General features: G+C 64.1%; 7 protein-coding genes and 1 pseudogene. 2 read left to right on the top strand and 6 right to left on the bottom strand.

Annotated features, from left to right (window positions below; all coding sequences use genetic code 11):
• Both LK10_RS22115 and LK10_RS00670 read left to right on the top strand, forming a co-directional pair.
• Positions 1-240, top strand: a 240-nt coding sequence (locus LK10_RS22115) for an FCD domain-containing protein (RefSeq protein WP_043119335.1), incomplete at its 5' end; no start/stop codon positions are given.
• Positions 241-450: 210 nt separating this feature from the next.
• Positions 451-882 carry a universal stress protein gene (locus tag LK10_RS00670; protein WP_043119334.1) on the top strand — a complete coding sequence of 144 codons (432 nt, stop codon included), beginning with the start codon at positions 451-453 and terminating at the stop codon, positions 880-882.
• 586 nt (positions 883-1,468) lie between these two features.
• Here LK10_RS00670 and LK10_RS22925 read toward each other — a convergent pair.
• From LK10_RS22925 to LK10_RS00650, 6 genes and pseudogenes are all read right to left on the bottom strand, one after another.
• Positions 1,469-1,702 (bottom strand): hypothetical protein, encoded by a 234-nt coding sequence (locus LK10_RS22925; RefSeq protein ID WP_331377420.1) that lies wholly within the window; start codon positions 1,700-1,702, stop codon positions 1,469-1,471.
• Positions 1,703-1,776: 74 nt separating this feature from the next.
• Positions 1,777-2,177: pseudogene (locus tag LK10_RS22955) on the bottom strand (acetylxylan esterase); the annotation flags it as partial.
• On the bottom strand, positions 2,081-2,449 hold the full coding sequence (locus tag LK10_RS22950; protein ID WP_408021426.1) for an acetylxylan esterase: 369 nt from the start codon (positions 2,447-2,449) through the stop codon (positions 2,081-2,083). The pseudogene LK10_RS22955 and the gene LK10_RS22950, both read right to left, overlap by 97 nt.
• 151 nt (positions 2,450-2,600) lie before the next feature.
• Complete coding sequence (locus tag LK10_RS00660; protein WP_043119332.1) at positions 2,601-2,852, bottom strand: hypothetical protein; 252 nt, start codon at positions 2,850-2,852, stop codon at positions 2,601-2,603.
• A 430-nt stretch (positions 2,853-3,282) separates the two neighbouring features.
• Positions 3,283-3,507 carry a hypothetical protein gene (locus LK10_RS00655; RefSeq protein WP_043119331.1) on the bottom strand — a complete coding sequence of 75 codons (225 nt, stop codon included), beginning with the start codon at positions 3,505-3,507 and terminating at the stop codon, positions 3,283-3,285.
• Between the two features lie 136 nt (positions 3,508-3,643).
• A partial coding sequence (locus LK10_RS00650; RefSeq protein ID WP_043119329.1) for a GH116 family glycosyl hydrolase occupies positions 3,644-5,550 on the bottom strand: 1,907 nt, incomplete at its 5' end.

Genomic DNA, 5,550 nt, shown 5'->3' with positions numbered 1-5,550 from the left:
GTTCTCCTGCGGCTCTGGCCCGTCATCGAGGCCCACATCACCGTCGCCCTCGCCCAGGACCAGGCAATCCGCTCGGACCCCGCACGCGTCATCCAGCAGCACCACGCCCTCATCGAAGCCCTGCACAGCCGCGATCGGTCGGCCATCGAGAAGGCATTCTGGCAACACACCATCGGCAGCGCAGAGGAACTGATAGCAATCATGGACGAGCGAGGCCAGCCATCCGCCGCTGACTCCTGATTCCTCTGCAGTGCCAGCGCGGGGAGACCGGAGATCAAAGGGGAGCACGAGGAGTATCCCAATAGCTTCACCCCGGCACGACCAAAACCTGCGGCCGTACCCGGCGATGGAGCGCTTTTCTAACACAAGAGCGCCGACCATGCGGCCCTCTTGTGAGGGCGCAAGTTTCGCCCCCTAGAAACGTCGGGCTTCGGGAAAGGAAAAAGGTCAATGCATGGAATTATCGTCGTAGGCGTCGACGGCAGCGACACCGCCAGGCGTGCGGCAAGGGCCGCCCTTCGCCTAGCGGCTGCGGTGGAAGCCCCGTTGCACGTGGTTTCGGCGTACGGGTCGGACCGGGCCGAGATCGCTGGCAGCGGATCCGACCAGTTCCTCATATCGGATGCGGACTTAGCCGCGAAGACAGCACAGTCGATTGCGGCCGACCTGGCCCACGACCAGGACGGCGTCCGAATCGTTGCTGCCGCAGTCCGTGGTAGGCCGGCAGAAGCACTGATCCGATACGCGGCCGACTCCAGCGCCTCGCTGATAGTGGTGGGTAACCGACGCATGCAGGGCATCGGACGCGTCCTCGGAAGCGTAGCGAACAGCGTGGCCCACAACGCTCCCTGTGACGTGTTGATCGCCAAGACCGACGAGTAGACGCGGACACCCGTGAGCTGGGAGTCTCTGCCGGAAATAGACGGCCTGTCTGCAAGTTCTGACACGTAGGCTGTCGGTATTCGCTGTTCAAGACTTGCAGCCTCGTCGGGTCCTGCCTCTCAACGTTTGGAGATCGACAGGCAGTCGGTTGCAGTCGGCCGGACCCTTTTCGGTTTCCGGGAGATCTACGTGATGCGATGGGGTTGACGGAGCCGTGGCGACTAGGCCTTATCGCGGGAACTTCCCACGGTGGGGTCCAACTGCCCACTCGCCCGCCCGACCGGTGAACGAGTCTAGACCTTCCTACGGAACCGCGGCAAAAAGCGCGAAGGGCCCGTCGCCCGCCATGAGGGGTGACGAGGCGTTCTGGATGCTTTCCAAAGCAACGCCACAGTCGTCGCTAGCCTTGGGGGGAGGCGTATGAGAAGGCGCAGGCCTCGAAGGTTGAGGCACGATAGCTGTAGGACCGGCCTCCGCGATGGGGCTGCTTCCTCCTAGCTTGGGAGGACCGCATGCTCCCAGAACCTCCTTGAAGAAGTGCCCAGCTGCGGCGCTGCAGTCGCACCAGACCCATGGCGGGCAACGCTCAATGCTCCTGCCTCGAGACGGGGTCGGAGCACGTGCTGTCAGCGCGGGTTCTTCTCCTATCAGTTGTCGTCGGCGAGTATCCGAAAGAGGAATCTCCAGGTGAGCTGGTCGTCGTCGGGGCCGCCGGCCTCGTGGCCGTTGTAGCGCCAGACGTGGATCTCCTTTTCGCCTTTTCGCCCTCGTAGGCGTTGAAGGCTGCGAAGACCGTGGAGGGCGGAGTGACGATGTCCATGAGCGCCACCGAGGGGCAGGGTGCCTCGATCGCGCGGCGAAGTTGACGCCGTCGAAGTAGGTCAGGGTCTGATGGACGGTCTCGACCTGGTCGCGGGGGATGGAGAGGTAGTCCCCGATCTCCCGGAAGGGGTAATTGTCGCTGACGACGATGGCACGGGGAAGTCGCAGAGGAAGGGCACACTGACGGCGACAGCTGAGAGGTCGGGGACGAGGTCGCCGACGGCCAGGGCGACGGCCCCTCCTTAGCTTCCGCCGGTGACAGCCACGCGGGCCGGATCGACCATCGAAAGGGTTCGGGCGGCATGGACCGCTCGAACGCCGTCTGTGAAGAGACGGCGGTAGTAGTAGGTCTCCTTGCTGGTGATCCCCTTGGTCATCATGCCCGGGACCTGCGGCCCCGACGGCCCGGCGGCGTCCGGGGTGTCGCCCACGGACCAACCGGAGCCCTGGCCGCGGGTATCCATGTGGAAGTGGGCGAAGCCCGCGGAAGCCCAGAATAGGTTCTCCCATGGCCTACCGCGTCCGCCGCCGTAATCGCGTTGGTCGGGTTCCCCCCGAAGCCGGGGGAAGTGACGTCGTATACGTTGACGGTTTCCAGTCCCACCGATACCCGCTCAACTACAGCATCCCCACTGGCCCGGCGGGACTCCTCGAGCGTTTCCTCCCAGAACGAGTCGAAATCGTCAGGGCACGTCTGGCTGCTCTTGTACGCCCGGAGCTCGTCCTCGGGCAGATCGTCGTACACTCTCACTCCTTCGAATCGGCCTGGCTTGCCGATCAGCGTGCGTCGCCCTGCGGCCCAGAACCCCGGCGTTCGCCATGTATCAGGCCACTCCCGGTCCGGGGGACGGGCGACCGGGGTCGCGGCCGTGCACCGACGTCAGCTTCAAGAAAGATCAGCGGCTCGTCCATCCATCAGAATCTGTCTGGCGGAGGAAGAGCGCGCGAGGGAGCTGGGGGGAGGCAACGGTCCAAAGGATCGTTCCCTCGGCGGTGACGTTCTCAACCTCAGCCGAGACGAGAGCGACGCCATTGACCCGGACTTGGACGAGGTCTCCGGGCGTTGCGTGTTTCGCCTGGAGGGTCGCGATCGGCTCGGGGCGGCGGTGGCCCTCTCCGGTTTCTCGTTCACCACGTGCGCTTGTCATAGCTTATGCCGAAGGGGACGTTGCGCTGGAGTTGAAGGTGAAATCTAGGGAGGCAGTCACAAGGACGCCCCCGACCACAGTTCACAGGCGACGGGCCGCAGCTGGGCTTCGGTAGTGCCGCACTGCGTCTCAAGGCTGTTCCGGTCGTCGTCCCGAACGAACATGATGTGCTCTGCTGTTCCCGGCTCATTTGAACCTCCTTAGGAGCTGATAAGCGAAGCGCACCACAATGAAGGCGCTAAAGACCAGATCGGCTTCCTTTGTGGGTGAACTCTCCGCACGACTCGCATTACGCGCCGTCTAGCCTCGTGCACGAGCCTTGTGGGACTCCGCTAGCGTCGGGCTGTGGGAGAGGACTTGTGCTGGATTCGAGAAGCGAAGGCTCACGGCCAGCCTATGAATGCGATGACGAACATGAGGCGTCGGTGCCTCAGCGGGAGGTCAGGTCGATCTCGGCGATGGTGCCTTGGGGCACCTCGGTGGAGAGCTCGACGGTGAAGGTGGCTTGTGAATGCCGGGTGACCAGAATCCCGTGCCCGGGATTGGCGAGAGCGTGCTCAATAGCGTGATCGACGAGGCGGTCGAGTTCGACTTCCAGGACTTTGCGACTGTCGATCTCCACGGTGCCTGCGTAGTCCGTTGTCTTGAGTGACATGGCGTTTCCTCTCTGGCCGCTGGCGGTGGCTATTCCGGGGCCCTGCAAATGGCCGGAGGGCTGGTCTCGCTGGGGGTCCCGCGCGAGACCAGCAATCCGGTCAGGGTTCAGCTGTCCTTTACGGTCGGCCGGCCTCTCACTGGCCGTGCGTTTGATCCGTCGGCTGGAGCGCCTCGATGTCGTCCCAGACGGCGAGGGCCCGGGCGTAGTCGGGGTACCTGTACTTCTGCGGGTCGTCGCCGTGCCAGGCCTCGGGAGCGTCGAAGGCGAACCCGTTGCTGGGGGTCTGCCAGATCTGCTTCGAGATGGCGGAGCTCATGGTGATCCCGTCGTTCACGAGCGCCTGGTCGTTGAAGCGCTTGCCGGCGTTGATGTAGGTCGAGGCAACCTCGAAGTTGGTGCCCGTCCAGACCTCGTCGGGCTGCGCTGGTGCGCTGGTGCCGAGCGGTGCGGTCGTGTTCGGCGCACCGATCAGGTTGCCCGAGGAATCACGGGCGCTCATGAAGGTGCTGTAGTAGTCGGTGAGCTGTTCCTGCATGTGAGCGACGTTCAGCACATCGGGCAGTCCGAGCTGCTCGGCTACGTTCTCTGAGAAGAAGGTGTCTAGCATGACGCTGTAGTCGGAGGAAGTGGTGCCGGGCGTGAACCGGTACGCGTGATGAGCGGGGTCCCAGAAGGTGCTCTCGAACTGTGCCTTGGCTTTGGCCAGGCTCTGGCTCAGCGTCGTGAGCGTGCCTTCCGCCACACCAATTTGATGGCCGCCCGCGACCATGGCTTCGAGCGCGAGGATGTACAGCGACGAGTCGTAGACGTCGTACTTATTCACCTGATAGCCGTCATACGTGTCTGCGTAGGTGGACGGAGCCTCTGGAAGCGAGCTTCCGGAGGGGATCAGCGCCTGGAGGTACTGCAGCTCCTTCTGCATGGCGGGGTATGCCTGCTTCAGGAAAGCTGTGTCGTGGTTGATGGTGGCGTACCCGTAGTCGCGGAAGATGTTCTTGCTCGGAACGTCGATGAACGTCGGACCCCCCGGCGTCGGGGCCGTGCTCGCCGGCCAGGCCACGAATGGGTCCCTCGTCGCATTGACGCCGAAGATCTGGGTTGCCCCGCCGTAGGGATCCAGCAGCGCCGATTGGGCCTGCGCGAGAAGCCGGTCGTGCTCGAGGTTCGGGAAGAGCTTGTCGTAGGCGAGCCATCCGTAGGCGTCGACGTCGAGCTCATTCGCGTTGTTCACCAGCACGAAGTCGCTGTCCTGGCTCCAAGGGATCGCCGCGTCGGCGGTGTCGAAGAGGTGTGTTCCGGGGATCTGGCTGCCGAGCCGTTGCCCGCCTGTTGGTGCGACCGAATTGGAGACGAGGCCTCCCTCCCAGAAGGAGTCGTTGAAGACGAGTTGCGAAAGCTGGTTGAGCGCCGCCGTGCGGATCGGGATTGGGTAGGCCGGGTTGTTGGCGATCGGGGCGTACCACTGTTGGACCTTCGCCAGGTTTGCGGGCTGGGCGGACAGCGCGTCGTCCGCGATGTGGAACGCTTGGTTGCCCGGGTAGCTTCCTGCGACGTAGTCGTTCTGTGCGTTCTCTCGGGCCCCGTAGAAGTCGGTGTATCGCCGCATCCAGGTGGTCTGGTTGTTGTCATAGGCGACCTGCGGGAAGTCCCACGTGAGCGCGAATGGGATGACAGTGGTCTGGCCGGGCGCGAGGTCCGCCGACACGGCGATGGCGCCGGCCGAGTTGGACTTCTCGATCGCCTGGTCGGGGAGGGTCCCAGACTTCGTGAACGGGGCGTAGACGTCAGAGCCGTCCCCGTCCGCGTTCCATGAGGTTGTGTAGGAGACGTGCTGTCCGGGCGCGGGCTGGGCCGCGATCGTCCATGAGGAGTTAGCTGCATCGGGAGTGTTGCTGGGACTGTTGGCCCCGAGGGTGACAGCCTGGACACCGGTCCGAGGATCGCGAGTGAAGGTGCTCGTGTATCCTTGGCGCACGCTCGCGGGGGTCCCCATCGTGTGGTCGGGCGCGTTCGGCATCGTGAACATCATCGACACCTTGT

Source organism: Sinomonas humi, assembly GCF_000802235.1.
Classification (GTDB): domain Bacteria; phylum Actinomycetota; class Actinomycetes; order Actinomycetales; family Micrococcaceae; genus Sinomonas; species Sinomonas humi.
This window is presented reverse-complemented; position numbering and strand designations above follow the sequence as displayed.